This window comes from Pseudomonas sp. MWU13-2105, assembly GCF_023242315.1.
Taxonomy (GTDB): Bacteria; Pseudomonadota; Gammaproteobacteria; order Pseudomonadales; family Pseudomonadaceae; genus Aquipseudomonas.
In genome coordinates, this window is the sequence record NZ_JALLIY010000002.1 from 338,225 (window position 1) to 362,882 (window position 24,658).

A 24,658-nucleotide genomic window follows, 5' to 3' on the forward strand; every position below is an offset into this window, starting at 1 on the left:
AAAGGGCGACTTCGGTCGCCCTTTTTAATGCTGCGGTTTTTATTTTGGCTCTGGAAAGGCGAGGTGGTTTTTTTGTCCGCTCGACATTCCAGGGGGGGGCTAGCGGTTTTTTGAGCTTAGAGACCTATCGCGTTGATCGCGGCCTTTTCGATGATGTCGTAGGAGATATGCACATCTTCCTTCGGATCGAAGCCCGCGAAGGCATGGATAACGATGGGGGTGTTGCTGTTGTAAGGAAGGGTGTAGCCCTGGCCCTTGAGCTTATGAGTTTCTACATGCTTGGGGGGCGGGCAGCCCATTTTCGTTGACGCATAAAGCGGTCGAGCGAGCCGGTAATAACCGGCCGTTGTTTTCTCAAGATTGCTCTCGAGGCCCTCGCGCCGGAGGTAATCAGACATGTTGCAGTCGTACAACAGGCTGATTCGGGCGTTGATCCTGACTTCGAGTTGCTCTTCGTCCGGGCGTTTTTTCAGGAAAAACACAAACTTTCTATAGCCGTTTTCGAGGGGCTGATGTTCCAGGCAGGTCGCATGGTCGGCGTCCGCGAGAGCAGACAGGGTGTCGATGCCTGCTTCGATGATTGCGCTGGTGAACATATCCATATTCAAGCCTCTGTGCATTGATTGAGGGGGGTTGTCCTGCACAGTCATCTTCGCCAATGTCGAGCGGGGGACGGTGATAGATAGTTATGGAAAGCACCCTGCATAACAGCTCTTGAAAAAACAAAAATATGGCAAAAATAGCCAGATTTCTGCAGCGTTGCTATAGTGAACAGGCCCTCCCAGCTTGCGAGCACTTGCCATGATTGCCTTGCCTGACCTGCTTGATCTGCCCCGCCAGAATGCCTCCCAGGTGAAGAACAAGTGGGCCGACGTTGTCCGTCTGGTCCATCAGTCCGGTACCGTGGCCGTAACCAACCACTCGACCGTGGAAATGGTGCTGCTGGCCGCCGAGACCTATCAGCAACTGATCGCCGAAGTACAAGCCTACAAGGCCCGGGAGCAATCGGCCCTGGAGGAGTTGACCCAGCGTTTCGATGCCCGCCTGGAGGTTCTGCAACAGCCTGAATCTGTCACTGGCGTACGCTCGCTGCTGGCGGCCAAAGGCAAGCTGGGCAAGCGACCCAAGGCCGGATCTTCCTACTGATGAGTGAAGTGTTACCCAGCGAACGTCCTTACATTTTCGTCTTGGCAGGTGTCAATGGTGCCGGTAAAAGCTCGGTAGGTGGTGCGCTCCTGGCGGAACACGGGCTGGAGTGGTTCAACCCGGATAGCATGGCGCGTGAGTTGCTCGGTTCCCGGGGCATTGATCCTGTTCAGGCTAATGCCCTGGCTTGGGAGTACGGTCGCTCCCGGCTGGAAACCGCGTTGCTCCAGGGGCACAACCATGCGTTCGAAACCACGCTGGGTGGTAACACGATTGCGCGTTTGCTGGCACAGGCCGCCCGGACTCATGATGTGGTGATGCTGTTTTGCGGATTGTCTTCTGCGGAGCAGCATCTGCAACGGGTACGTTTTCGCGTGTCTGTCGGTGGTCACGATATTGCGGAAAAGAAGATTCGCGAGCGTTGGGTCTCCTCTCGAGCGAATCTGGTCAGCCTGATGCCATTGTTGGCGCACTTGCAAGTCTTCGATAACAGCACCGACGCCGCGCCGGGCGAGGATATTCCAGACCCCGTGCTGATTCTGGAGATGGTGGCTGGACAGATCACTTTCCCGGATCCGGAAGATGCCGCTGCCTTGCAGGGCACACCACAATGGGCGCGGCCGTTGGTGCAGGCCGCTATTGAATACCTTGCGCAATAGTCAGTATGGAGCGCCGCTGATCCTGCAAGGACCACGCGGCTTTTGGCTTCAAAGCGCCGCCAGCGGTCCTTGATACAACACCGGTCCGGTCGGTTGCCCAGTCGGCGAGCCGCCCGTTGGCTCAAGGCTGACCGCCAGCACCACCGAGGTGCCGAGCAACGCCTTATGCGCTTCGCTCAACTCGACTCGCCCCTTGCCTTCTTTTGGTAGCAGTCCCAGGGACACCGGCTTGCCGCCCACCGGAATCACCCAGAGTTCCAGGCTGCGGTCGGCTTGCACCGCCGCCAGGCTCAAGGGCTCCACTTGCAGATAGCCGGCATGGGCCTGGACCCGCAATGCCGGGGTTTGCGTGCCGCTGAGCAGGGTCGCGCTGGCGCTCGCCGGATCATGGTTGTAGAACACGCCCAGGGCGACCACCAGCACCAGTGAACACGCCGCTGCGAGGATCCGCAGTCCGCTCCAGAACCGCCGTTTCTCGGGCAGGTGCAAGCGTTGCGGGTCGATCCGTGCGACAACGCCTTGCCAGACGCGATCCGGCACCGGCTGATCGGCCACGGACTCGGTCAGGGCCATCAGGTTTTCTTGCCATTCGGCAACCTGGGCGCGCAGTTTCGCGTCATCGCGCATCAATTCTTCGAAGCGCCGGCGCGCGGCCTTGGACATCAGGCCAATGGCATAGTCGGCGGCCAGGGCACGGCGCAGGCGGGGATTCTGGTAGTTCATGATTCAAGGCACCTGCGCAGGCGTTCCATGCCGCGGCGTATCCAGGACTTGACCGTGCCCAGGGGCGCGGGCAACTGTTCGGCCAGTTCCGCGTAGGACAAACCATGGAAATAGGCCAGGGTGATTGCCTGGCGTTGCGGGCTTTCCAGGGTCGCCAGGCAGCGGTTCAGGGCGCTGGCCTCGCGGGCGCTGTCGAGCAGTTCGTGGGCCGACGGACTGTCGTCAGCCAAGCTGTCTTCCTGCCCATCGGTCAGGGGCACTTCACGCAACCTGCGCAACTGGTCGATGGCCAGGTTGCGGGTGATATTGACCATCCAGGTCATCGGCGCCGAAAGGTGCGCTTCGTAGCGCGAGGCGTTGTTCCAGATGCGCACGAAGCTCTCCTGGAGGATTTCCTCGGCCAGGTCGGCCCGACCCAGGCACCGCAAAGCCACGCCGTGCAGGCGCGGGGCGACGCTGCGATACAGCGTTTCAAAAGCGTGGCGGTTGCCCTGCGAGCAGTGGGCCAACAGTTGCCTGAGTTGATCGGCGTCGGCGGTGGAAATGGCTGTTCTCCAGACAATCAAAAGACGATGTATGGGCCGCGCGTTGCGCTCGTTACCGGCTGAGGGTAGTTCACGGCACGCGGTTGTTCCATTCATGGGTGTTTCCTCGCGGGTGGCACGATCTCGGCCATAGCCCCGTCATTACAGCCAACGCGGCCCCTGTAGGAGCCAGCTTGCCGGCGATGGAACGGGATGCCTGAAACACCCCGGCGTCCTTGAATTCATCGCCAGCAAGCTGGCTCCTACAGATAGAGCGGCGGCTGGGAGGGCTTCAGCTTTTAGGCAGCAGCACCTTGTCGATCACCTGGATCACACCATTGGATTGCATCACGTCGTAGGTGGTGATGTCGGCGGTGCTGCCTTTCTCATCCTTGATCACGATGTTGTGCGGGCCGTTCATCGTCAGCCACAACTTGCCGCCGGCCACGGTGGTCAGCTCGGTCTTGCCGCCACCGGCCTTGATGCGCTTGGCCAGCTCGGCCATATCCAGTTTTCCGGCCACCACGTGATAGGTGAGGATGTGGGTCAGAGTGCCTTTGTTTTCCGGTTTGAGCAGGTTGTCGACGGTGCCGGCGGGCAGGGCGGCGAAGGCGGAGTTCACCGGGGCGAAGACTGTGAACGGGCCCTGGCCCTTGAGGGTAGGAACCAGGCCGGCGGCCTTCACGGCGGCGACCAGGGTGGTGTGGTCGGCGGAATTGACTGCGTTATCGACGATGTCCTTGCTCGGCAGCATGCTTTGTCCGCCGACTGTCACGCTGTCGTGGTCCATGCTCATGCTGGCCGCCTGGGTCAGGCCGGCGGACAACGCGAGGGTCAGCAAGCTGGCAATCAGGGGGGCTTTGATCGAGGTGCGTTTCATGATGAGGGATCCTTGTCGGTACGAAGTCGGTCAGGGAGTTCTGTCCGTGCCCGATATACGCAAGGGATCGAGGATCGGATGCACCGGCCGTACAGTTTTTTTACAAGGGTGGTGGGAGGATTCGGTATGCGCGGAACAAGTCCGGGTTTTTTGACTCCAACGGCAAGTGTTCAGCGCCCGTCCCTGCCGGCGGGTGGTCTTGATGACTTTCGAGGTGTGGCAATGAAGATTTCTCGCGGTGTTGTACTGGCTTCGCTCATGGCATTCGCCGCTACCCCGGTGTTCGCGGCGTTCAGCCTGAACGACGCGGCCAATGCGGTCTCGTCCATGCAGGGCGGGCAGAATGGCAATGCGGTGGCACCGGCGGGTGGCCTGCTCAGTGCCCTGGGTTCGCAATTGCATGTCACCCCGGAACAGGCGGTGGGTGGCACCGGTGCGATGCTCGGCCTGGCGAAGAACAAGCTCAGCGGCAATGATTATTCGCAGTTGAGCCAGAGCGTGCCGGGACTCGAGCAACTGTCGGGTGGTGGCGCCCTGGCCGGCCTGGGCGGTTTGCTCGGCCAGTCGGGCAACTCGTCGGCAGTGGGCAGCGCGCTGGGCAATGTGCAAAACACCAGTGACCTGAACCAGGCCTTCGGCGCCCTGGGCATGGACAGCGGCATGGTCGGCCAGTTTGCCCCGGTGATCCTGCAATACCTCGGGCAGCAGGGCGTCGGTGGTCCGCTGCTCAAGAGCCTGGGGGGCATCTGGGGCGCCGGTAACTGATCAAGCATCGGGCTCGAATAAAAACGCATCGAACGGCTCCCACAATGTCTGTGTCGAACCGAGAGTTCACATACGGCCGAAGACTGTGGGAGCGGAGCTATCAGCGGCCTTGCCGGGCTATCCGCGGATATATCCCCACGGCTGGTGGTCAAGCAGGGTGGTCTGTCGATGCGCTCTCGCTGCGCAAGGCCGCGATGCGCAGGTCCTTCTCGTTCCAGAGTTGGTTGACCCAGTCCTGGATCCGCTGGCGAAACAGCGGGTCGTTCTCGTAGTCGCCCTGCCACAGGTCCGCGCTCAACTCGCGGGTCTGGAAGTCGATGATGACCTTGGGCAGGTTGCCGCTGATCAAATCCCAGAACCCCGGAATCCGCTCCTGTGGATAAACCACGGTGACGTCGAGGATCGCGTCCAGCTGTTGGCCCAGGGCCGCCAGTACGAAGGCCACGCCGCCGGCCTTGGGCTTGAGCAGGTGAGTGAAGGGCGAATCCTGTGCCTGGCGCTTGGCCGGGCTGAAGCGGGTGCCTTCCAGGTAGTTGACCACGGTCACCGGCTGGCGCTTGAACAACTCGCAGGCGGCCTGGGTGATTTCCAGGTCATGCCCCTTGAGTTCCGGATGCTTGTCGAGGAAGGCCTTGGAATAGCGCTTCATGAACGGGTAGTCGAGTGCCCACCAGGCCAGGCCCAGGAACGGCACCCAGATCAGTTCTTTCTTGAGGAAGAACTTGAAGAACGGTGTGTGTCGGTTGAGCGTCTGGATCAGCGCCGGGATATCGACCCAGGATTGATGGTTGCAGACCACCAGATACGAGGTGTCGCGACGCAGGCCTTCGGCGCCGCGAATATCCCAGCGGGTGGGGATGCACAGGGCGAAGATCAGCTTGTCGATCTCGGCCCAGGTTTCGGCGATCCACATCACCGCCGCGCTGGCGTAGTCGCGAAAACGACCGGGCAGCAGCAGCTTGAGCAGAGCGAAGAGCATCAGCGGGCCGAACAGTACCAGCGTGTTGAGCAAAAGCAGGAGCGTGACGAAACTGCCGGTGAGCAGGCGGCGCATACAGGGACTCTTTCAAAACGTGAGGGCGCGCCATGATAAAGGCGGGCGCGGGCAGACGCCAAATTGCCCGGGCGACAAATGTTTCACGGGATGTCGGATAGGTTGATAGTGGTCTGTCAGATTTGTTCATGAACCAACGCGCGAACAGCGGTCTAAAATGGCGCCCCTTGTGCGTCCACTCAAAGGTACAGCCGAAGTGAAATCCATTCTTGCCCTGTTGTCCCTCCTGGCCCTGCCGGTCATGGCAGCCGAACCGACCCTCTACGGGCGCTACGAATACATCCAGCTGCCGGAAATCGGCCAGACCTTCAAGGCCAAGATGGACACCGGTGCCCTGACCGCCTCGCTGTCGGCCAAGGATATCGAGTTGTTCAAACGCGACGGCGAGGACTGGGTACGTTTCCGCCTGGGCACGGCCGATGCCGACGGCAAGGTCTATGAGCACAAGGTTGCGCGCATCAGCAAGATCAAGACCCGCGCCGAGGAAGACGAAGACGGCGAAGCCAGCGACGCGAGCAAGCGCCCGGTGGTGGAACTGGAGATGTGCCTGGGTAACGTCAAGCGCAGCGTGGAGGTCAACCTGACCAACCGCAGCAGCTTCAACTACCCGCTGCTGATCGGCGCCAAGGCGCTGCGTGAGTTCGGTGCAGCGGTGAATCCGGCGCGGCGTTATACGGCGGATAAGCCGGATTGTTGAGTGGTGCGTGTTAAAAGTTGAAAGAGTCGTTGTGAGACCGCACACCTAAAAACTCAAAAATGAGTAAATGAATCGATCGTTTTTTGATCGATTCACCGTTCGGCGAGGCCTGAGAGTGGTTAGAGCTACATGACTATTTCGGGTCATCCTTGGGTTTGCCTGATGTGATTGGCGAATTTTTGAGGCTTATAGTGAGCAAATAATTTAAACATTCCGCGCTTCTGATAGGTTACGTACGTTGTTGCTTTTTTATCAACTACACCTATAGGTAGGTTTTTTTGGGTCTGTGATGGAGCGATTGATACAATTCCGTTAAATGCTTTTACAGGGGTGTTTGTTATCTGGTTAAATTGCAAGCCAAATGACTGATCTCCGTTGGCTGAATAGCAGGCGGCTAGTCTGATATTGTCGAATTGTTCTGGTATTATGTCGTTGTCTAATAGTTTGGAGTAAAGCTGTTTTGGAGTTATGGGTTTTTTTCCTTCGATAATGTACGGGTATTTTCCGTCGACGGGTGGACCTCCGTGAGCCTCTATAGTTAGTCGTGGCTTGCCTTTATATATGTCAGTGAGGGTGTAAATTCCATCACCTATAGATTTGTAGTTCGTGATGGCTTTCGTTTTAACTCCCATGAAAGGTACTTCGATGAAGTTTAAATAGAGCTCTGAAAGCCTTGTGAGAAAAGACTGTAAGGGAAAGTGCCCACTGGGATCTATAAGGTTTATGGGGTTCCCATGGCAGAAAGCGTAGCTATTGAGGCCAGCTTCATAAAATGGACTGAAACTGTCCGGGCTATTGAAACGCATCAATACAGGGTTAAATGCCCGATAACCATTGCCCAATATATAATGCCCGGTCACGGCATCCGCTCTTTCGCCATTGAATCCAAGCAAACTGAGCACACCATTTTCCGCCGTACGGTGACCATACGGGGCATAGGCGCTGGACTGGCGTTGCCCGAGACTGAGGCTCTGCAACACCGAGCGCTGGGCGTCGGTGGCGAGCAGGTGGGTGTCGAAGGCGCGGCCATGACGCCGTTGTTCGGCCAGCAGCTGTTCGTCGTGCTGGAAAATGCTGGTTTGAGTCGCGCCCTGAATCTCGCTGGCCAGTCGGCTTTTGCAGTAGAAGCGCTGGAGATTGGCCTGGTTGATCGGCAAGCAATCGACCAGCCGATCCAGTGGGTCGTAGCGATAGCTGCATAGAAGGGTTTTCTGGGCGGCGGTTGGCATCGCTCGGGCTCCGTGCAAGATCGAGAGTACCTGGGCCCAGTGTTATCTGATTTCGGGCGCTTGCCTACTGGTAGAAGTATCAGGTTTCTGGACCAACAAGGTGCGCGCGGGTCTGTCCGCCGATTGACGCCGCGTACTGGCTGCGGCACCGTTGCGCGATCAATACCAGTGCTCGGACGCCATGCCCCATATCCTGATTGTCGAAGACGAAGCGGCGATTGCCGATACCCTGATCTATGCCCTGCAGGGTGAAGGGTTCACCACCACTTGGCTGAACCTGGGTGGTGCGGCGGTCGAGCACCAGCGGGCGATGCCCGCCGACCTGCTGATCCTCGATATCGGCCTGCCGGATATCAGCGGGTTCGAGGTATGCAAGCAACTGCGGCGCTTTACCGAAGTGCCAGTGATGTTCCTCAGCGCCCGCGATGGTGAGATCGACCGCGTGGTGGGCCTGGAAATCGGTGCCGACGATTATGTGGTCAAGCCCTTCAGCCCACGGGAAGTCGCGGCGCGGGTGCGGGCGATCCTCAAGCGTGTGGTGCCCCCGGCGCTGTCGGCGGTTTCCAGCGAGCGCTTCCTGGTCGATCACGAACGGGTACAGATCAGCTATCGCAGCCAGCCCTTGAACCTGACCCGCCACGAATTCCGCCTGCTCGCCAGCCTGCTGGAACAACCCGAACGGGTCTTCAGCCGCGAGCAGTTGCTCGATGCCCTGGGCGTGGCGGCGGATGCCGGCTACGAGCGCAATATCGACAGTCACATCAAGAGCCTGCGCGCCAAGCTGCGGGCGGTGGCTGGCGATGCCGAACCGATCCAGACCCATCGCGGCCTGGGCTACAGCTACAGTCCGGGGAACAGCTGATGCCGTTGGGGATCCGGATTTTCCTGGTGTACTTCCTTTTCGTCGGTCTGACCGGCTATTTCGTGCTGAACACGGTGATGAAGGAAATCCGCCCAGGCGTGCGTCAGTCCACCGAGGAAACCCTGGTGGACACCGCCAACCTGCTGGCGGAAATCCTCCACGACGACGTGAAGAACGGCACCCTCAGCCAGAGTCGCCTGCCGCAGGCACTGAAAGCCTACGGCCAGCGCAAGCCGGCGGCGACCATCTGGGGGCTGGAGAAGAATCAGGTCAACCACCGGATCTACGTGACCGACGCCCACGGCATGGTATTGCTCGATTCCGCCGAGCAGGCGGTGGGGCAGGACTATTCGAACTGGAACGATGTCTACCTGACCCTGCGCGGCGAGTACGGCGCCCGCTCGACCCGCACGGTGGATGGCGACCCGAACTCTTCGGTGATGCACGTTGGCGCGCCGATCACCGATAACGGCCAGATTATTGGCGTGGTCACGGTGGCCAAGCCGAACAGTTCGTTGCAGCCTTATGTGGACCGCACTGAGCATCGCCTGCTGCTATACGGCGCCGGGTTGATCGGCCTCGGCCTGTTGTTCGGCGCACTATTGTCCTGGTGGCTGAGTGCGGCGTTGCGGCGCCTGACCGCTTACGCCCAGGCGGTCAGCGAAGGTCATAAAGCCGAGTTGCCGCGCTATCGCGGTGGCGAGATGGCGCAGTTGGCCAACGCCGTGGAGCATATGCGTACGCAGTTGGAGGGCAAGGCCTATGTCGAGCGCTATGTACACACCCTGACCCACGAACTGAAAAGCCCGTTGGCGGCGATTCGCGGGGCAGCGGAGTTGTTGCAGGGCGAGATGCCGGAGGCTCAGCGTGAGCGCTTCGTCAGTAATATCGACAGCGAAAGCGCGCGGATGCAGCAGTTGATCGAGCGACTGCTGAACCTGGCACTGGTGGAGCAGCGTCAGGCATTGGAGGAGCAGGTAGAGGTCCCACTGGCCAAACTGGTGGATGAGGTGTTGCAGGCCCAGGCCGCACGAATCGAGCGCGGGCACTTGCAGGTGGAGCAGTCGATCGCGCCGGACCTGACGCTGTTTGGCGAACCGTTCCTGCTGCGCCAGGCCATCGGCAATCTGCTGGACAACGCGCTGGATTTCACTCCGCCGCAAGGACTTGTGCGCTTCAAGGCCGAACGCCTTGGCCGGGAGCTGTGCCTGACGCTGTTCAACCAGGCCGAGGCGATCCCCGAGTATGCGCTGCCAAGATTGAGCGAGCGTTTCTACTCCCTTCCAAGGCCGGGCAGCGGTCGCAAAAGTACCGGGCTGGGACTGAACTTTGTCGAGGAAGTGATGAAGCTGCACGGCGGCGAATTGCACATCGGCAATGTGCTCGGTGGCGTCGAGGTCAGCCTGAGCTTTCCCGGATAAACACGGCATCTCCACACAGTCTCCACATTCGCCCCATCAAGCCCCCACACTGGTTGCGCAGACTCTCCCCCATACCAACAGGGAGAGAACCCATGAACCGCGGTCTGGCTATAAAACTCGGGGCGATTGCCCTACTGATGCTGTTGTTGCTGGTTCCGTTGATGATGATCGATGGGGTGATCAGCGAACGCCAGCGCTTGCGTGACGGCGTCCTGGAAGATATCGCCCGCAGTTCCAGCTACAGCCAGCAATTGAATGGTCCGCTGCTGGTGGTGCCGTATCGCCAGACGGTCCGCGAATGGAAGACCGATGCCAAGGGCGAGCGCTACCAGCAAAGCAGCGAAGTCAGCGGGCGGCTGTATTTTTTGCCGGAGCGTTTCGAGCTCGATGGCAAGGTCCAGACCGAGCTGCGCTCGCGGGGCATTTATGAAGCGCGGCTGTTTCACGCCAATAACCGGATCAGCGGTAACTTTGTGTTGCCGCTGCAATTGGGCATCACTGAAGGCTTTGCCGATTATCGCTTCGACGAACCGTACCTGGCCGTGGGCATCAGCGATATCCGTGGCATCGAAAACGCCCTGACCTTGCAGGTGGGCAGCCAGAACCTGGAGTTCCGGCCCGGGACCCAGGTCAGTTGGCTGGGCGACGGTGTGCATGTGAACTTGCCGCGCGTCGATGGCCGCGAGGAGCAACGCCTCGATTTCTCCTTCGACTTGGTGCTACAGGGTACCGGTCAGTTGCAGGTGTTGCCGGTGGGCAAGACCAGCACTATCCATTTGAGCGCCGATTGGCCGCATCCGAGCTTTATCGGCAACTACCTGCCGGTCAAGCGGGAAGTGACCGACCAGGGTTTCAGTGCCCAGTGGCAGACGTCGTTCTTCTCCACCAATCTGCGTGAAGCCCTGAACAACTGCCTGCAGACCAGCGACTGCGACGGCTTCAAGGCCCGCAGCTTCGGCGTGAGTTTTATCGAGCCGGTGGACCAGTACCTCAAGTCCGACCGGGCGATCAAATATGCGCTGCTGTTCATCGCCCTGACCTTTGCCGGCTTCTTCCTGTTCGAAGTGCTCAAGCGCCTGGCGGTACACCCGATCCAGTATGCCCTGGTCGGGGTTGCATTGGCCTTCTTCTATCTGCTGTTGCTGTCGTTGTCCGAGCACCTGGGGTTTGGCCTGGCATATCTGTTGTCGGCTGGTGCCTGTGTCGGGTTGATCGGTTTTTATGTCTGTCATGTGTTGCGCAGCCTGGCCCATGGCCTTGGCTTCGCTGTCGCCCTGGCCGCCTTGTATGGCTTGCTCTACGGACTGCTCAGCGCCGAGGACTATGCGTTGCTGATGGGCTCGCTGCTGCTGTTCTGCCTGCTCGGGGTGTTCATGGTGCTGACCCGCAAACTCGATTGGTACGGGATCGGCCAGGGCAAGCCTGCCGGAGCGCTGAACCTTGATACCGGAGCCGCCCATGAGTAGGTCGCTGGGGTTGCGCGAGGATCAGCAATGGGGCGCGGAGTTGGCCCGTTTGCTCAAGGCCAGTCAGTCAAGACCGAACCCGGTCTTTGTAGGAGCAGAGCTTGCTCGCGAAGAGGCCCGTGAGATTGCTGAAAGCTTCACGGGCACGCCCCGTTCCAAGTTGCGTAGCGCTTTGTCTTGAGGTCTCACCGGCGGTTACCCATTGTGATTGTCCAACAGGCCACGCAGGGAAATAGCCGCCGGAATTCCCAGCCCCAGCCAGCTCAGCGCGTCCCAGGCGCCATCGCCCAGGAGCGCGGCGAACAGGCCGGCGGCGCTGAGCAGGGCGATCAGCGTGGGAATGCCGAAGACCCTCCAGAAAATCGATGAGTGCGGTTTCATTGTGCGCCCTCGTTTTTCCGGCTGGCCCCTCGACGTATCCACCACAGGTACACGCCGCTGCCGAGCACGATGATGGTCAAGCCATCCAGCACCGCCCAGAGGACCTTCATCGGCCTGCCACCGTAGTTGCCGAAATGCAGCGGTTGCGACAGGCCCATGGCGTCCATGTACCAGGGGCGCTGGCCGATAGCGGTGACTTGCAGGGTAGCGGCGTCGATCAGCACCGGGGTCAGCAGGTGCGAGGTCAGGTGGCTGCTGCCTTTCATAAACACCGCGTAGTGGTGTTCGCTGGAAAAGCGCGTGCCGGGAAAGGCGATGAAGTCCGGGCTCATGCCGGGGGCGGCGTCGGCGGCGATTTCCAGCAGGCGGGTGGCCGGGGCGAGCTCGGTCAGTGGCGGGGCGTTGCGGTACGGCGCGACCATGGCGCCGAGGCTGTCGGTGCGCCAGGCTGCGATCAGCAGGTCGGCACAGGCGCTGATCACCCCGGTGATGCCCACCACCAGGCACCAGGTCAGGGTCACGATGCCGATCAGGTTGTGCAGGTCGAGCCAGCGCAGGCGGGTGGATTTATGCCGGCGCACGCTGGCGAATCTCAACCGGCGCATGAACGGCAGGTAGAGCACCACGCCGGAGATGATCGCCAGCACGAACAGCACCCCCATGAAGGCCAGCAGCAGTTTGCCAGGAAGCCCGGCGAAAATATCCACGTGCAGGCGCAGCATGACCATCATCAGCCCGCTGTTGGCCGAGGGCAGTTCCACGGCCTGGCCGCTGCGGGCGTCGAGCATGAAGGTGTGGGAGGCGTTGGGTTCGGTGCCGGCGGTTTGCGCCATGATCGTGGTCACGCCGTTGGGCTCGTCCTCGTCCCAGCCGAAGTACTGCATGACTTCGCCCGGGCGATGGGCCGCGGCGGCGCGGACCAGTTGCTGCAGGTCCAGGCGCGGGCTATCGGCGGGCAGTGCCGGCAGCTCGGCGGCGTCGCCCAGCAGGTGGTCGATTTCATGGTGGAAGATCAACGGCAGACCGGTCAGTGCCAGCATCAGCAGGAACAGGGTGCAGATCAGGCTGGTCCAGGTGTGGACAAGGGACCAGCGGCGGATGGTTTGGCTTTTCATGGTTCGCCACAGTCTGGATGGGGGCCGCTATAGAAAAGGGCTTGCCTCAAGGTTGTCCCGCTAAGCAAATGGGATCTTGGAAAGCCGCAGAACCTTGTGGGAGCCGGCAAGCCGGCTCCCACAAGGTTCGCGGTGTTTCAGGTGGTCCGCGTGATCAGGGTGTATGCGGGTGCGGTTACCACTTGTAGTTCACGCTGGCGACCACGCTGCGTTCGTCGCCGTAGTAGCACCAGTAGCCGTCGCAGGTGGCGAGGTAGTCCTTGTTGAACAGGTTCTTGGCGTCCACGGCCAGCGCGGCGCCCTTGAGGCTTTGGTGCAGGCGCCCGAGGTCGTAGTGCAGCGAGGCGTCATAGATGGTGTAGGCACCGACATGACCGAGATAGGTGTTGCTCTGGTTGCCATAGGTGTCGCCGACATAGCGCATCCCGGCGCCGATGCCAAAGCCGTCGAGCACACCGTCATGCCAGGTGTAGTCGCCACGGAAGGTCGCCTGGTTGCGAGGGATCTGCGGTACGCGGTTGCCTTTGTCGTCACCGTTGAGGATCCGGGTCTCGGTGTAGCTGTAGGAACTCACCAGCTTCAGGTTGTCGGTGATGTCGGCCGTGGCTTCCAGCTCCAGGCCCTGGGCCTTGATCTCGCCGATCTGGCTGGTGATGCTGTTCTCGGTGATCGAGACGTTCTTCTGGCGCAGGTCGTATACGGCGGCGGTCAGCAGGGTCCTGCTACCAGGCGGTTGGTACTTGATCCCGGTCTCGTACTGGCGGCCCTGGGTCGGCTTGAGCGAGCTGGTGGCGCTGACATTGGCCCCGGCGGCCGGCTGGAAGGACTCGGTATAGGAAATGTAGGGCGTGACGCCGTTGTCGAAGACGTAGTTCAGGCCGGCGTTGCCGCTGAAGGCACTGTCGCGCTGGGTGCTGGTGACACCGTTGTTATTGTTGAAGGTGGTGCCGGTGTGGACCCAGTCCTCGCGGCCGCCGAAGGTCAGGCGCCATTGGTCGAGGCTGATCTGGTCCTGGGCGTAGAGGCCGGTCTGGTCGGTCTTCTGGTTGTAGTTGTACAGGTCGAAGTACTGGATATTGGCGAAATTCTGGCCGTAGATCGGGCGGATGACATTGGTGCCCGGCGCCGTGCCGTATTGCCAGCGGTAGTCGGTGTCGGAGCGCTGGTGATCCAGGCCGAGCAACAGCGTATGCGCCAGGGCGCCGGTCTGGAAGTCGGCCTGGAAGTTGTTGTCCACGGCGATCTGGGCGATGTCTTCGTTGACGATACCGGCGGAGCGGCCGATGTTGCCGTCGGCGTCGACCGCGTTGACGCCGTTGGCCACGGTCAGGCCCTGGAAGTCCAGTTCGCTCTTGGTGTAGCGCAGGTTCTGCTTGAATCGCCAGACGTCGTTCAGGCGATGATCGAAGGCATAGCCGAGTGCGTAATAGGTGCGGTGGTAGAACTCCCAGTTCGGGTCACCCAGGTCCTTGCCGTGGGAGATCGGGCCGAACGGCGAGTCGATCTTCGTCCCTTGCAGGGGCAGGAACTGCCCGGTGATGCCGGTGTTGTCGTGGGTGTACTGGGAAATCAGGGTCAGATGGGTGTCGTCGGCGATATTCCAGGTCAGGCTCGGGGCGATGTTGTAGCGTTCGTCGGGGATATGATCGGTGGCCGAGCCGCTGTCGCGCACCACGCCGCTGACACGGTAGAGAAACCGGCCCTCGTCATCGATTTTTCCGCTGCTGTCGAAGTTGATCTGCTTGTGCTCGTTGTTGCCGGCCTGCAGTTCGATTTCGTGTGCGCTTTCAGCCTGCGGGCGGCGGCTGACCATGTCGAGCATGCCACCGGGTGGCGTCTGGCCGTAGACCGAGGACGCCGGACCGCGCAGCACGGTGATGCGCTCCAGGTCCCAGGGCTCGACTTTCGGGTTGGCGTAGGAGCCTTTGGGCAGCGGCAGGCCATCGAGGAACTGCGTCGGGTCGAAACCGCGAATCCGCAGCCAGTCGGCCCGGGAGTCGGAGCCGTAGCCACTGCTGGTAACGCCGGCGGCATAGCGCAGCGCGTCGTTGAGGTTGAGCACGCTGCGGTCGTCCATCTGCTGGCGGGTGATCACCGACAGGGAGCGTGGGACTTCGACGATTGGCGTATCGGTCTTGGTGCCGGCGGCGGTGCGCGTGGCGGTATAGCCTTCGACCGGGCCCCAGGCGCTTTCAGCGATGCCCTGGCCGGTGACAGTGGTTTCCGGCAAGGCCACGACGCCGCCCGGGATGGCGATCAGGGTGTAGGTTCCCGTGCTGCTCTGGAGCAACTGCAGGCCGGTACCGCCGAGAGCGGTGTGCAGGGCGCTGATGGCATCGAACTGGCCTTTGACCGGTACCGAAGTCTTGCCCGAGGCCAGCGCCGGGTCGAGGCTCAGGGCCAGGCCGGCCTGGCTGGCGAGCTGGCTCAGGGTCGAACCCAGCGGCCCGGCCGGCAGGTTATAAGCATGGACGCTGGCCGCCTCTTCGGCGGCGACCAGCGTCGGGCTGAGCAGCGGGCTGCCAAGGGCGATGGCGACGGCGAGAAGACTGGGGCGCAGCAAGGTATCGAGCGAGCGGGACATAGGGCGGGTTCCTGAATGGAAATGTTTCTCAATGCCTATGGGCCGGACGAAATCCAGAAAGTGATAGAGCTGATTGAAAATAATTTAGATTCACATCGGCGGTAGGCGCAAACCGTGATCTACCTTGTGGCGAGCGGGCTTGTCGGGACGCTACACCACCGCTCTGGGGGGGCGAAGCCCCCTAAAACCGGAGAACTCGGTGTATCAGGCAGACCGGGATAGCCGGTTCTGCGACTGCTGTGCAGCCGAGCGCGGGCAAGCCCGCTCACCACAACACCGCGTTCGGCTTGAGGTTTTTGAACTGGCTGGGATTGGGGCAAGCAGCCTCACCACAGAGTTCATCTCGGATTCGGCTCAGGGCCTGGTCTCGGCCTTGGCCTGCACCGTCACCCACCACTGCGTATGCCGCGCGATCCGCACCGGCAAGGTCGGCAGTAACGCGCTCAGCGCCAGGTTGGTGTCGTGTAGCGGGAAGCTGCCGCTGATCCGCAGGTCGGCGACCTTCGGGTCGACCCCCAGATGGCCGCGACGGTAGCGGCCCAACTCCTCGAGCATGTCGGCCAGGCGCACGTTGTCCACCACCAGCATGCCCCGGGTCCAGGCATCGGCGCCGGGGTTGAGGGCCAGCAGTGGACCCAGGCTGTCACGCTGCATCAGCACCTGCTGGCCTTCATGGAGGATCTGTTCGTCGGTGCCGGCCTGCGGGCGGGCGGCCACCGCCGATTGCAGGACGCTCAATCGCGTGCCGTCATCTTCACGCTTGACCAGGAAGCGTGTGCCCAGCGCGCGCATGCGCCCGGCATCGGTTTCGACGATAAACGGCCGGGCATCGTTATGCCCGGTCTCGATCAGGATCTCACCCTCGCGCAGGACGATGCGTCGGGTCCTCTCATCGAAGCGCACATCCAGGGCACTGTGGGTATTGAGCTGGATCACGGTGCCATCGGCCAGGTGCAGGGTGCGTTGCTCGCCGGTGGCGGTGCGCTGGTCGGCCAGCCAGTAATCGAGGGGCAGGTAACGATGGCCGAGGAACAGCGCCAGGCCGCCAGCCAGCATCACACTGGCCAGGCCGCTACCGAGCTTGCGCAGCCGCTGTCGAACGCCGTCGCGGGATTTCAACAGGGCGCCGCGCGCCGGGCCGCTGGTGCCGCTGAAGCGTTGGTCGAGCAGGCCCAACTGCGACCAGGCACGGGCGTGTTCTTCATGGGCCGCGTGCCATTTCTCGAACTCGGCCTGCTCCAGCGTGTTGCGGCTACCTGAGTCGAGGCACAACTGCCAGGCGATGGCGGCATCGAGGACGCGGGCGGACACCGGCTTGGCGCTGAACGGGGTCATGTCGGTTCGCCGTACAGCGCGATATAACACTGGCGAATGCCCTGGGCCAGGTATTGGCGCACCCGGGGCACGGAAACCCCGAGCTTTTCGGCGATCTCGGCATGACCGAGGCCATCCAGGCGGCTGTGGAGGAACGCGGCGCGGGCCTTGCTCGACAGTTTGCCCAGCAGCCGGTCGATGGCCCGCAGGTCCTCGAGGATCAGGTGCTGTGCTTCCGGGGACGGTTGCTCGTCTTCCGGGATCAGCAGCAGTTCACCGAGGTAGGCCTGTTCCAGCGCGGCGCGGCGGAAGTGATCGAACAGCAGGCCCTTGGCGATGGCCACCAGGAACGCCCGGGGTTGCCGAGGGTTGGGCAGTTGGTCGCGGCCCAGCAGGCGGACGAAGGTGTCCTGGCTCAGGTCTTCGGCCCGCTGCGGGCAAGCGATGTTGCGGCGCAGCCACGCCAGAAGCCAGCTGCGATGGTCGCGATACAACGCACCGACAAGGGCATGATGGGGGCTTCGGACTGACGACAACGGACATCACCGACAAGAAGTTTAAACTAACGAGAATTATTCGCGATTGTGTCAGGGCGCTGGAAAAGGCGCAATGGCTGCTGGTCGGTTGGCCGTGTGCCATTTGTCTGGATGGACATGGACCTTGTGGGAGCCGGCTTGCTGGCGATGAGGCCCTCAGGTACTGCGGCGCCAGGACTGACGCTTCCGCGGGCAAGCTCCGCTCCCACAAGAGGATGTGGCAGCCTTTAGAAGGAAGGCGTCTGCTGGCGACGCTTCCACTGGCCCAGACGCTGTTGCAGATTCAGCGGGCTATGGATCTGCTGCTGCCGCGCCCGGCTGAACAGGATCAACGCCAGTTCGGCGGTGGCCAGGGCATCGGCGCTGGCGTTATGCCGATCTTCCACCTGCAGCTTGAAATACTCGATCCAATCGTCAAGCCCGGCTTCGCGCAAGGTCGCCCGCGGGCACAGCAATGGCGCTATATCGGCAACGTCGAAAAATGGATGTTGCAGGCGGTAACCGAGGCTGTCTTTCAGGGCGCGCGCAAGCATGTGCTGGTCGAAGGGCGCATGGAACGCCAGCAGCGGGCTGTCGCCGACGAACTCCATGAACTCCAGCAAGGCTTGCGCCGGATCGCTGCCAGCGGCCAACGCACTCGGACCCAGGCCATGGATCAGCACGCTGGGATTGACGCTCTGCCCGGGGCGCAGCAACGTCCGTTCGAAACACTGGCCGAGGTCGATGGCGCCATCTTCGATGACCACCGCGCCGATGGACAGCACCTGGTCGCGGCTCAGGTTCAGGCCGCTGGTTTCCAGGTCGACGACAATCCAGCGCTGGTCCCGCAGCGAGCACTCGCCCAGGGGCTTGGCGGCGGGCAACTGGCTGAGCCGTGCCAGTGTCGTGGCATCCAGTGTCGGTCCGCTGGCTCTCAGCCAGGAAAACAGCTTCACAGTTGATACCGCAAGGCCAGGCTGCTTTGCAGGCGTTGCGCCTGGCGCAGGGCTTCGCGCAGGATGCGCCGGTCCAGCTGGTTGAGGCTGTCCGGATCGACCCGGTTGGAGTGCGGCAGGTTGTGCCGGGTTTGCAGTTGATGCTGCTGCAGGCGGGTCTGCTGGATGAAGTGGTAGGCCTCCTCATAGGCCGCGCCGTCAAGGCGTTCGATCACCTCCTTGGCCACCAGCTGGCGCAGGCGTTCGATGGTATTGCCGGCTTCGACGCCATTGGCCAGCGCCAGCAGGCGGGCGCCGTCGACGAAGGGGGTCAGGCCCTGGACTTTTAGGTCCAGGGTCGCCTTGTCGCCACCGTTGCGAGTCAGCACGAACTCGCGCAAACGACCCACTGGCGGGCGCTGGCGCAAGGCATTGTCGGCCATCATGCGCTGGAACAGCCGGTTGTCGGCGACCTGCTCGAGGATGCCCTGGCGCAGTTGTTCGCAGCCCTGCTCCTCGCCCCAGACCACCCGCAAATCGAAATAGATGCTCGATGCCAGCAGGTTTTCCGGGGTGGCTTCGCGAATAAAGGCGGCAAACAGCCGCGCCCATTCGGCCCGCGACAGGCACAGCTTGGGGTTGCCTGCCATGATGTTGCCCTTGCACAGGCTGAAACCGCACAGTGCCAGGTTCTGGTTGATCTGCTGCGCCAGGGGCAGCAGCTTGCCGCGAATCTCGGCGGCCTGCGCGGCATCGCGGGCCTCGAAGAGGATGCCATTGTCCTGGTCGGTGTACAGCGTCTGTTCGCGGCGGCCTTCGCTGCCGAAGCACAGCCAGCTGAACGGCACGCCCGGGTCGCCCTTGTCGGCCAGGGTCAGTTCGATGACCCGGCAGACGCTGTGGTCGTTGAGCAAGGTGATGATCTGGGTAATCTGGGTCGACGATGCACCATGGGCCAGCATGCGTTCCACCAACGGGCCGATCTCGCCGCGAATGGCAATCAGGCTGTCCAGGCGTGGCGCGCTACGGATGGTCCGCGCCAGGTGCACCAGGTCGACCCGCTGCAGGGAAAACAGGTCGCGTTCGGACACCACGCCGCACAGGCGCTGCTCCTTGACCAGGCAGACGTGGGCGATGTGCCGTTCGGTCATGGCAATCGCGGCGTCGAAGGCGCTGTGGTCCGGGCTCAGGGCAAAAGGCGCCTGGGTCATGTGCCGGTCGATGGGTTGGCTGAAGTCCTGGACGCCATCGGCCACCACCTGGCGCAGGTCGCGCAGGGTGAAGATACCGACCGGAGCCTTGGCTTCATTGACCACCACGATGCTGCCGACCTGTTGCTCGTGCATCAGGCTCACCGCTTCGCGCAGCGGGGTGCCTGGGCTGCAGGTCACGGGGTGACGCATTGCCAGTTCGCCCAGGCGGCTGTTGAGCGAATATTGGGTGCCCAGGGTTTCCACGGCCTTGCGCTGGACCTGCTGGTTGATCTGGTCGAGCAGGCTGCTGACGCTGCGCAGGGCAAAGTTGCGAAAAACCTCGGAGGAGGAGAACAGCTTGATGAACGCCGCTTTGTTCAATTGCAGGCAGAAGGTGTCTTCGCCGGCCAGGTGTTCGGTCCGGGTGGCCCGTTCGCCGAGCAACGCCGCTAGGGGGAAACACTCGCCGCTGGTGATCTCGAAGACGGTTTCGGTACCGTCCTTGGCGGTGTACGGGCGTTCGCCGACCACGCGGCCCTGCTTGACGATATAAAAGTGTTCCACCGGCCCGTCGTTGGGCTTGATGATGCTCTCGCCAGTGCCGTAGAAACGCAACTGGCACTGCTCGACCAGATAGGCCAGGTGGGTGTTCTCCATCTGGTTGAAGGGCGGGAATCGCTGCAGGAACTGCAAGGTGCCGTGGATGTTCTGCAACACCGCAGTCTTCCCGGCCTGGGTAAAAGCATCCGCTTTGCTCATGACCGCTACCGCTTTTTGTTCGTTGTGGTGGGTGCGAAGAATCGCTGTTGCAAGCATGGTCGGCCCCCGCTTCCCGGGTGCCCATTGGACGTAAGTCTAGGTTTGTGAAATGACCTACAGTTGAATAAGCAGATTCTTAACAAATATCGACTTGGAAAACTTTCCGACGAAGTGCACATTGAGCATCCGTTTAGCGATGTCTGAGCACTGTGCTAGGGAATTGGATTGCCAAGGGATACCAGAGAGCCGTATGTCCGACCACGATATTTTGAGCGATGCCGAGCGCGAGGCCATTCTGCAGGTGATGCAGGCGCCGCAATTGTCGTATCAGCGGGTCCTGATCGTCGATGACGATCAGGATGCCCGGGAACTGCTGTCGGAAATCCTGGCCCTGCACGATATCCATTGCGTGACCGCCGCCAGTGGCGCGGCCGCCTTTGCCTTGCTGGAGTCCAACCGCGGCATCGGCCTGCTGATCACCGATTTGCGCATGGCCGACGACGGGCTGGACCTGATCCGCAAGGTGCGCGGCTCGGAGCGGGCGGCGTTGCCGATCATCATCGTCTCGGGCAATGCCGATGTGCGCGATGCCATTGATGCGATGCATTTGAGCGTGGTGGATTTCCTGCTCAAGCCTATCGATACCACGCAGTTGCTGAAGCTGGTCAAGCGCGAGCTGGGGATGGTGGTGTAGGAGCGAGCAAGCTCGCTCCTACTAAGGTGTGCGGCGCAGCAGGATGCCTGGAATGAAAAAGCCCTGATCGTTACCGATCAGGGCTTTTTGTTTTCAGCGCGGGATTACAGGCCGTTACGGGCCTTGAACTCGCGACGCCGACGGTGCAGCACCGGTTCGGTGTAGCCGTTGGGCTGCTTGGTCCCTTCGATCACCAGTTCGACCGCCGCCTGGAAGGCGATGTTGCTGTCGAAGTCCGGGGCCAGCGGGCGGTATAGCGCATCACCGGCATTCTGCCGATCGACCACCGGAGCCATGCGCTTGAGGCTTTCCATGACCTGGTCCTGGGTGACCACGCCATGGCGCAGCCAGTTGGCGATGTGCTGGCTGGAAATGCGCAGGGTGGCGCGGTCTTCCATCAGGCCGACATCATGGATGTCCGGCACCTTCGAGCAACCGACACCCTGGTCGATCCAGCGCACCACGTAGCCGAGGATACCCTGGGCGTTGTTGTCCAGTTCGTTGCGGATGTCCTCGGCCGACCAGTCGGTATTGCTCGCCAACGGGATGGTCAGGATATCGTCGAGCGAAGCCCGCGCGCGCTTGGCCAGTTCGGCCTGGCGGGCGAACACGTCGACCTTGTGGTAATGCAGCGCGTGCAACGCGGCGGCGGTGGGCGATGGCACCCAGGCGGTATTGGCTCCGGCCAGTGGATGGGCGATCTTCTGTTCGAGCATCGCTGCCATCAGGTCGGGCATGGCCCACATGCCCTTGCCGATCTGGGCGCGACCTTGCAGGCCGGTGCTCAAACCGATATCGACGTTCCAGTTCTCGTAGGCGCCGATCCATTTCTCAGTCTTCATGGCCGCCTTGCGCACCATCGCGCCGGCCTCCATGGAGGTGTGGATCTCGTCGCCGGTACGGTCGAGGAAGCCGGTGTTGATGAACACCACGCGCTCGCTGGCGGCCTTGATGCAGGCTTTCAGGTTGACGGTGGTGCGTCGCTCTTCGTCCATGATCCCGACTTTCAGGGTGTTGCGCGGCAGGTTCAGGACGTCTTCGATACGGCCGAACAGCTCGTTGGTGAACGCGGCTTCTTCCGGGCCGTGCATCTTCGGCTTGACGATATAGACCGAGCCGGTGCGGCTGTTCTTGCGCACGCTGTTGCCGTTGAGGCTGTGGATCGCCGCGAGGCTGGTGACCAGGCCGTCGAGGATGCCTTCAGGCACTTCGTTGCCATGGCTGTCGAGGATCGCGTCGATGGTCATCAGGTGACCGACGTTGCGCACGAACAGCAGTGAGCGACCGTGCAGGCTCAGTTCGCTGCCGTCGACGGCGGTGTAGGTGCGGTCGGCGTTCATCGTGCGGGTGAAGGTGGTGCCGCCCTTGGCAACCTGTTCCGCCAGGTCGCCCTTCATCAGGCCGAGCCAGTTGCGGTAGATCACCACCTTGTCATCGGCATCGACGGCGGCGACCGAGTCTTCGCAGTCCATGATGGTGGTCAGGGCCGCTTCCATCAGCAGGTCCTTGACGCCGGCGGCGTCGGTCTGGCCGACCGGGCTGCTGGCGTCGATCTGGATTTCGAAGTGCAGGCCATGGTTCTTCAGCAGGATCGCGCCAGGGGCCGCGGCCTGACCTTGGAATCCGATCAACTGGGCGTCGTTGCGCAGGCCGCTGTTGGTGCCGCCCTTGAGGCTGACCACCAGCTTGCCGTCGACGATCTTGTAGCCCACCGAGTCGACATGGGAGCCGGCCGCCAGGGGCGCGGCTTCGTCGAGGAAGGCGCGGGCGAAGGCGATGACCTTGTCGCCACGGACCTTGTTGTAGCCTTTGCCTTTTTCCGCGCCGTCGGCTTCGCTGATGGCATCGGTGCCATAGAGCGCGTCATACAGCGAGCCCCAGCGGGCGTTCGAGGCGTTGAGGGCGAAACGCGCGTTCATTACCGGCACCACCAGCTGCGGGCCGGCCATGCGGGCGATCTCGTCGTCGACATTCTGGGTAGTGGCTTGGAAATCCGCCGCTTCTGGCAGCAGGTAACCAATGTCTTGCAGGAAGGCTTTGTAAGCCACGGGGTCGTGGGCCTGGCCGGCCCGGGACTGGTGCCAGGCGTCGATGCGAGCCTGGAAATCATCGCGTTTGGCGAGTAGGGCCTGGTTCTTCGGCGCCAGGTCATGGATGACCTTGTCGGCACCGGCCCAGAACTGGTCGGCGGTCAGGCCGGTACCGGGAATGGCTTCGTGGTTCACGAAGTCGAACAGGACTTTGGCGACCTGAAGGCCACCGACTTGAACGTGTTCAGTCATTGCTTGCCTCACTCTGCTCAGCTATTCAGCTCTTCTGTTTAAAGCCTTGCGTGCTTCTCTGAACACAGTACCAGAACATGCCCTCGCGGGCGGCTGGGCTCGCCCGGCCGACCTGAGCCGGCGGGGCTTTCCGTGATCTCACAGACACTCGGGCAGACGTCCATCCAACGTTATGTAGTGCGTGCCGGCGCATACTACATGATGCATTGCGGTTGTGAAAATTAGACTAAATACGTCGTTTCGCGACCATTGGGTTCTGTCCGGTCACGCACTAGCCGCTGATGCTCTCAAGAAAAGCATGGATTGTTCCAGATAAATCTGAAAATCGTACACGATTTGTTTTTCGGTCGGTTGACTGGCTGGAGGGGCGGCGGTGACTGTCGGGGAGGGGGCTTGGCTTCAAGTGCGGGCTTAGCGTCGCCGGTCAGTCAGGGCCAGGTGCAAGCTTGCGCCTTTCATTCTCAAGCTATACTGGGGGGTTGGGTATTATGTATCAGCCAGTCGTTGGCAAGCTGCCTCGGGTTTTCGCCATTGCTGTATCCATTGCTGTTGCCTCAATCAGCAAGCAAAGGAGAACGGCAATGAAAAAGAGCACCAAAACCCCTGAACCTGCAACGCCAGACCAGGCGCTTGAAGATGGCCCAAGCCGGGGAGGATCTGTTTCAGCAGGGACACAAAAAATATTCACGGCTTTGAACTTCGGAGATAGTTTTCTTTTTTTTCGCAGCGCATCCGATCCTATAATAAGGATTACAAGTAAGTCCGGTCCGTTTTACCTCTGGGTGTTAACTTATAGCGACTTAAAAAAGGCTTATCAAATCAGAAGTGCCACCGCTGACAGGGTCATGACTGCGGCTAGTTCTAAAGATGAAGTCCTTGCTGCAGTTGATAGTGGGCAGGATAGTCAATTTTGGAAAATTACGGATGCGGGAAGTAATTATATGTATATCGAAAATCTAGCCTTTTCCGGTAAGGTTTTGTCTGTCGAAGGAGCCAGTGCGGCAGACGATACTGAGGTCCTCTGCCTCAGACGCACAGGGGCCAACAGTCAAAAATTCAAAGTTGTATTATGAGTGCTGTTTTTGGCAAGCAGATGCAAGAGTGGCCAGGGGCGTAAAAACCCCTGATTTTTGCTGTCGGGGCCCAACTCGTCACCGGTCAGTTGGGCAAGCTTGCGCTTTTCACTTTGCATGGCAATGATCACGTGGTCAGTATTGCCAGTGATCTGCTGTTCGTGCTCTGGATGATAGAACCAGCCGGCAGAGATGGTTACACAATTCAATGTTTTCCATTCGACTTGTACTTGGCTATAGGGGATCTCGGTGAGCTCATCGTTACAAGCAAGTCCATGCCTTTTGATATATGGTGGGATTTCGAAGAGTCAAGACCCGATTATGTATATATACGTAGATCTGCAGCTAACTCGGAAGTTTTGACTCTTTCTTCCTTCAGCGAGAATA

At 61.1% G+C, this 24,658-nt stretch carries 25 protein-coding genes; 10 read left to right on the forward strand and 15 right to left on the reverse strand.

Going from position 1 to position 24,658, the window contains the following annotated elements; all coding sequences use genetic code 11:
- Positions 1-116: 116 nt before the first annotated feature.
- The gene (locus M5B96_RS04265; RefSeq protein ID WP_248795268.1) at positions 117-602 is read right to left on the reverse strand and encodes an ecotin family protein; all 486 of its coding nucleotides are present in this window, start codon (positions 600-602) and stop codon (positions 117-119) included.
- Positions 603-801: 199 nt separating this feature from the next.
- On the opposite strand from M5B96_RS04265, the gene M5B96_RS04270 reads away from it, so the two are divergent.
- Positions 802-1,146, forward strand: a complete 345-nt coding sequence (locus tag M5B96_RS04270; protein WP_103499646.1) for a type II toxin-antitoxin system Phd/YefM family antitoxin — start codon at positions 802-804, stop codon at positions 1,144-1,146.
- Positions 1,146-1,805, forward strand: a complete 660-nt coding sequence (locus tag M5B96_RS04275) for an AAA family ATPase (protein WP_248795270.1) — start codon at positions 1,146-1,148, stop codon at positions 1,803-1,805. Before M5B96_RS04270 ends, M5B96_RS04275 begins: the two co-directional genes overlap by 1 nt.
- A 48-nt stretch (positions 1,806-1,853) precedes the next feature.
- On the opposite strand, the gene M5B96_RS04280 is transcribed toward M5B96_RS04275, so the two are convergent.
- The 3 genes from M5B96_RS04280 to M5B96_RS04290 form a co-directional block, all read right to left on the reverse strand.
- Positions 1,854-2,528, reverse strand: a complete 675-nt coding sequence (locus M5B96_RS04280) for an anti-sigma factor domain-containing protein (RefSeq protein WP_248795271.1) — start codon at positions 2,526-2,528, stop codon at positions 1,854-1,856.
- Positions 2,525-3,169: an RNA polymerase sigma factor gene (locus M5B96_RS04285; protein WP_248795272.1), complete on the reverse strand. Its 645-nt coding sequence runs from the start codon at positions 3,167-3,169 to the stop codon at positions 2,525-2,527. The genes M5B96_RS04280 and M5B96_RS04285 overlap by 4 nt, the downstream gene beginning before the upstream one ends.
- A gap of 175 nt (positions 3,170-3,344) precedes the next feature.
- Positions 3,345-3,932 (reverse strand): fasciclin domain-containing protein, encoded by a 588-nt coding sequence (locus tag M5B96_RS04290; RefSeq protein ID WP_248795274.1) that lies wholly within the window; start codon positions 3,930-3,932, stop codon positions 3,345-3,347.
- A 222-nt stretch (positions 3,933-4,154) separates the two neighbouring features.
- Between M5B96_RS04290 and M5B96_RS04295 the strand changes: the two genes are divergently transcribed.
- Positions 4,155-4,697: a DUF2780 domain-containing protein gene (locus M5B96_RS04295; RefSeq protein ID WP_248795275.1), complete on the forward strand. Its 543-nt coding sequence runs from the start codon at positions 4,155-4,157 to the stop codon at positions 4,695-4,697.
- Between the two features lie 148 nt (positions 4,698-4,845).
- Here the strand turns inward: M5B96_RS04295 and M5B96_RS04300 are convergent, their stop codons facing one another.
- On the reverse strand, positions 4,846-5,751 hold the full coding sequence (locus tag M5B96_RS04300) for an acyltransferase (protein WP_248795276.1): 906 nt from the start codon (positions 5,749-5,751) through the stop codon (positions 4,846-4,848).
- A 196-nt stretch (positions 5,752-5,947) separates the two neighbouring features.
- On the opposite strand from M5B96_RS04300, the gene M5B96_RS04305 reads away from it, so the two are divergent.
- Entirely contained in the window at positions 5,948-6,448 is a 501-nt protein-coding gene (locus tag M5B96_RS04305) for an ATP-dependent zinc protease (protein ID WP_248795277.1), read from the forward strand.
- A 143-nt stretch (positions 6,449-6,591) separates the two neighbouring features.
- On the opposite strand, the gene M5B96_RS04310 is transcribed toward M5B96_RS04305, so the two are convergent.
- The gene (locus M5B96_RS04310; protein WP_248795278.1) at positions 6,592-7,677 is read right to left on the reverse strand and encodes an RHS repeat-associated core domain-containing protein; all 1,086 of its coding nucleotides are present in this window, start codon (positions 7,675-7,677) and stop codon (positions 6,592-6,594) included.
- Positions 7,678-7,858: 181 nt separating this feature from the next.
- Between M5B96_RS04310 and creB the strand changes: the two genes are divergently transcribed.
- From creB to M5B96_RS04330, 4 genes are all read left to right on the forward strand, one after another.
- Positions 7,859-8,539, forward strand: a complete 681-nt coding sequence (gene creB / locus M5B96_RS04315; protein ID WP_248795279.1) for a two-component system response regulator CreB — start codon at positions 7,859-7,861, stop codon at positions 8,537-8,539.
- Positions 8,539-9,960, forward strand: coding sequence for a two-component system sensor histidine kinase CreC (gene creC, locus M5B96_RS04320; RefSeq protein ID WP_248795280.1), 1,422 nt, complete (start codon positions 8,539-8,541; stop codon positions 9,958-9,960). Before creB ends, creC begins: the two co-directional genes overlap by 1 nt.
- Positions 9,961-10,052: 92 nt before the next feature.
- Entirely contained in the window at positions 10,053-11,426 is a 1,374-nt protein-coding gene (creD, locus tag M5B96_RS04325) for a cell envelope integrity protein CreD (RefSeq protein WP_248795281.1), read from the forward strand.
- On the forward strand, positions 11,419-11,607 hold the full coding sequence (locus M5B96_RS04330) for a hypothetical protein (RefSeq protein ID WP_248795282.1): 189 nt from the start codon (positions 11,419-11,421) through the stop codon (positions 11,605-11,607). The genes creD and M5B96_RS04330 overlap by 8 nt, the downstream gene beginning before the upstream one ends.
- Positions 11,608-11,621: 14 nt before the next feature.
- On the opposite strand, the gene M5B96_RS04335 is transcribed toward M5B96_RS04330, so the two are convergent.
- The 7 genes from M5B96_RS04335 to M5B96_RS04365 form a co-directional block, all read right to left on the reverse strand.
- Positions 11,622-11,807 (reverse strand): hypothetical protein, encoded by a 186-nt coding sequence (locus M5B96_RS04335; protein ID WP_248795283.1) that lies wholly within the window; start codon positions 11,805-11,807, stop codon positions 11,622-11,624.
- On the reverse strand, positions 11,804-12,922 hold the full coding sequence (locus M5B96_RS04340) for a PepSY-associated TM helix domain-containing protein (RefSeq protein ID WP_248795285.1): 1,119 nt from the start codon (positions 12,920-12,922) through the stop codon (positions 11,804-11,806). The genes M5B96_RS04335 and M5B96_RS04340 overlap by 4 nt, the downstream gene beginning before the upstream one ends.
- Before the next feature lie 175 nt (positions 12,923-13,097).
- The gene (locus M5B96_RS04345) at positions 13,098-15,506 is read right to left on the reverse strand and encodes a TonB-dependent siderophore receptor (RefSeq protein WP_248795287.1); all 2,409 of its coding nucleotides are present in this window, start codon (positions 15,504-15,506) and stop codon (positions 13,098-13,100) included.
- A gap of 354 nt (positions 15,507-15,860) precedes the next feature.
- Positions 15,861-16,841, reverse strand: coding sequence for a FecR family protein (locus M5B96_RS04350; protein ID WP_248795289.1), 981 nt, complete (start codon positions 16,839-16,841; stop codon positions 15,861-15,863).
- Positions 16,838-17,356 carry an RNA polymerase sigma factor gene (locus tag M5B96_RS04355; protein ID WP_248795291.1) on the reverse strand — a complete coding sequence of 173 codons (519 nt, stop codon included), beginning with the start codon at positions 17,354-17,356 and terminating at the stop codon, positions 16,838-16,840. The genes M5B96_RS04350 and M5B96_RS04355 overlap by 4 nt, the downstream gene beginning before the upstream one ends.
- A gap of 227 nt (positions 17,357-17,583) precedes the next feature.
- The gene (locus M5B96_RS04360; protein ID WP_248795292.1) at positions 17,584-18,291 is read right to left on the reverse strand and encodes a PolC-type DNA polymerase III; all 708 of its coding nucleotides are present in this window, start codon (positions 18,289-18,291) and stop codon (positions 17,584-17,586) included.
- Entirely contained in the window at positions 18,288-20,222 is a 1,935-nt protein-coding gene (locus M5B96_RS04365; protein ID WP_248795294.1) for a putative nucleotidyltransferase substrate binding domain-containing protein, read from the reverse strand. The genes M5B96_RS04360 and M5B96_RS04365 overlap by 4 nt, the downstream gene beginning before the upstream one ends.
- A gap of 250 nt (positions 20,223-20,472) precedes the next feature.
- Here M5B96_RS04365 and M5B96_RS04370 point away from each other — a divergent pair, with 250 nt between their 5' ends.
- Positions 20,473-20,916: a response regulator gene (locus M5B96_RS04370; protein WP_248795296.1), complete on the forward strand. Its 444-nt coding sequence runs from the start codon at positions 20,473-20,475 to the stop codon at positions 20,914-20,916.
- A gap of 104 nt (positions 20,917-21,020) precedes the next feature.
- Here the strand turns inward: M5B96_RS04370 and M5B96_RS04375 are convergent, their stop codons facing one another.
- Positions 21,021-23,198: a malate synthase G gene (locus tag M5B96_RS04375; protein WP_248795297.1), complete on the reverse strand. Its 2,178-nt coding sequence runs from the start codon at positions 23,196-23,198 to the stop codon at positions 21,021-21,023.
- Between the two features lie 581 nt (positions 23,199-23,779).
- On the opposite strand from M5B96_RS04375, the gene M5B96_RS04380 reads away from it, so the two are divergent.
- A complete protein-coding gene (locus M5B96_RS04380; RefSeq protein ID WP_248795298.1) occupies positions 23,780-24,271 on the forward strand; it encodes an RICIN domain-containing protein in 492 nt (163 codons plus the stop codon).
- Here the strand turns inward: M5B96_RS04380 and M5B96_RS04385 are convergent.
- Positions 24,247-24,480, reverse strand: coding sequence for a hypothetical protein (locus tag M5B96_RS04385; RefSeq protein WP_248795299.1), 234 nt, complete (start codon positions 24,478-24,480; stop codon positions 24,247-24,249). The genes M5B96_RS04380 and M5B96_RS04385 overlap by 25 nt on opposite strands.
- Positions 24,481-24,658: the final 178 nt, after the last annotated feature.